The following is a 2,044-nucleotide window of genomic DNA, read 5'->3' as shown; positions in this document are numbered from 1 at the left end:
TACTGCAAGTATAGGAATGCCTCTTTTTATTTTATTTGTAGGTACATTAAGGGGGACTTGGGATTTAAAAAAAAGAAAAAAAGCTTTTCAGACTTTTCCTTTTTCAGAATTAAGCAAACACGGGTTTGATTTATCTTTAAAACACGAAGAAAGTAAAAGGACATTTTCGGAACAAATACTAGTTGGGAGATTAGAAGGGTTTCAAATACTTGCAGAGGTTAATACTCAACATGCGGCTAATGTAATCCGCTTTCAAGCTTTAACGGAAATTAAACCAATCTCAAGAAAAGAAATTAAAAGATTGCATTCCAAATTTAAAAAATATGATATAGAATTAGATTTTCAAGGGGTAACAAAAAAGATATCTATAAAAGACGGACAAATATCTACCTACCGTAAACTGAATACCTCCTTAAAGGAATTTATAGAAATAATAAAAAGTGAGAATTTTGAACCAAAAAATGAAGCTGCTAACAATGGCGAGTTGCCATCCTTTGCCAGCGATTAAAGCCCGACGCTAAAAAGCATAGCAGCCAGCCCAACGTTGGCATTCATTCCCCATATCAGAGGAACCGATTAATTTCTTGCGCTAAGGAGAAGGTTTTGGTGTGGGGAAAAACTTAAAAAAATTGACGTTAGTCAGAATAAAAAAGAGTTTAAGAGCACCCTATTCAAAATTGACAACTTGAATTTCTGAAAAACTTGGTCCAAAATAACTCGTTAGTTCTTACATTTGCAAGACTTCGAACACCAAACAAAAAACAATGGCAAACCTAGATTGGAAAACAGAAAAGGAATATGAGGAAATTACCTTTAAGACACTGAATGGTGTGGCAAGGATCGCTTTCAACAGACCAGAATGCCGGAATGCATTTACACCAAAAACAGTAGATGAATTGTGGGAAGCTTTGATCATTTGCCATGAAAGTCAGGAAATTGGTGTGGTATTGATTACTGGTGAAGGACCTTCTCCCAAAGATGGTGGTTGGGCTTTTTGTTCCGGAGGTGATCAACGTGTCCGATCCACGACGGGTTATAAAGGAGAAAATGGTATCAATCGATTTAATATTCTGGATGTTCAGCGTCAAATTCGTTTCATGAATAAGGTGGTCATCGCAGTAGTGCCTGGATGGGCAGTTGGTGGGGGCCATAGCCTACATGTAGTTTGCGATATGACTATCGCTAGTAAGGAACACGCAATTTTTAAACAAACGGATGCCGATGTGGCGAGCTTTGATGGTGGCTTTGGCTCTGCTTATTTGGCGCGTCAAGTCGGACAAAAAAGGGCAAGAGAGATTTTTTTTCTAGGAGCCAACTATTCTGCACAGGAAGCTTATGAAATGGGGATGGTCAACAAAGTTGTTCCCCACGAAGAGTTGGAGCAAGTAGCTTACGATTGGGCTCAGGAAATCATGACTAAGAGCCCTACAGCGATTAAAATGTTGAAATTTGGCTTCAATCTAATTGATGATGGATTAGTGGGTCAACAAGTATATGCGGGAGAGGCTACCCGATTGGCTTACGGAACCGATGAAGCAGTAGAAGGGCGAAATGCATTTTTGGAAAAAAGAAAGAGAGACTTTTCAAAATTCCCTAAGTTCCCTTAGTGCGAATAAACGTATATATCCAACAATCCGCTTATTCTGGAAGACAATAGGCTAAGGGCGTGTTACATAAATGTTGTGTACCATTTTTTCCTGCCTTTAGAAATAACTGGAAAGTTTAGGAACATAAGTAACAAGATTATTGCTCTAAATTTGAATTTAGAACAATGGCTTCAAATTGAAAGTAGTGATATGTTAAGTCGAGAATTTTGATAGGCGTTTTGATGCATTAGAAATGAATTTTTGTTTTAATTATTTCAATGAATAAAATGATGACATCTGATCTCAATTCGCATTCTTCTATGTCTCTTAGCTTTTAAAGGGAGAGATCCTAAATTTGGAAATAAGACCATTCCAGAAAATAAAACGGCACTCATCCTAAACCCAAAAGCCATGGCCAGTCTGACGGACTGGCCTTGCTTTTTTAGTTTAGGGTGTTG

The 2,044-nt window shown here is 37.7% G+C and carries 3 protein-coding genes; 2 read left to right on the top strand and 1 reads right to left on the bottom strand.

The genetic code is table 11. The features are described 5' to 3' along the window. Positions 1 to 16 precede the first annotated feature (16 nt). Together E1171_RS02240 and E1171_RS02235 are read left to right on the top strand one after the other, a co-directional pair. The gene (locus E1171_RS02240; protein WP_155203658.1) at positions 17 to 508 is read left to right on the top strand and encodes a hypothetical protein; all 492 of its coding nucleotides are present in this window, start codon (positions 17 to 19) and stop codon (positions 506 to 508) included. 256 nt (positions 509 to 764) lie between these two features. Next, on the top strand, positions 765 to 1,607 hold the full coding sequence (locus E1171_RS02235) for a 1,4-dihydroxy-2-naphthoyl-CoA synthase (protein ID WP_155203657.1): 843 nt from the start codon (positions 765 to 767) through the stop codon (positions 1,605 to 1,607). A 254-nt stretch (positions 1,608 to 1,861) separates the two neighbouring features. Here E1171_RS02235 and E1171_RS24125 read toward each other — a convergent pair. Continuing rightward, positions 1,862 to 2,044 (bottom strand): hypothetical protein (locus tag E1171_RS24125; protein ID WP_222931344.1); only part of this gene is annotated, 183 nt, incomplete at its 5' end.

This window comes from Xanthovirga aplysinae (genome assembly GCF_009711365.1).
In the GTDB taxonomy this organism is placed as follows: domain Bacteria; phylum Bacteroidota; class Bacteroidia; order Cytophagales; family Cyclobacteriaceae; genus Xanthovirga; species Xanthovirga aplysinae.
The sequence above is the reverse complement of the archived record's forward strand: the minus strand, read 5'-3'. Positions and strand labels throughout refer to the sequence as shown.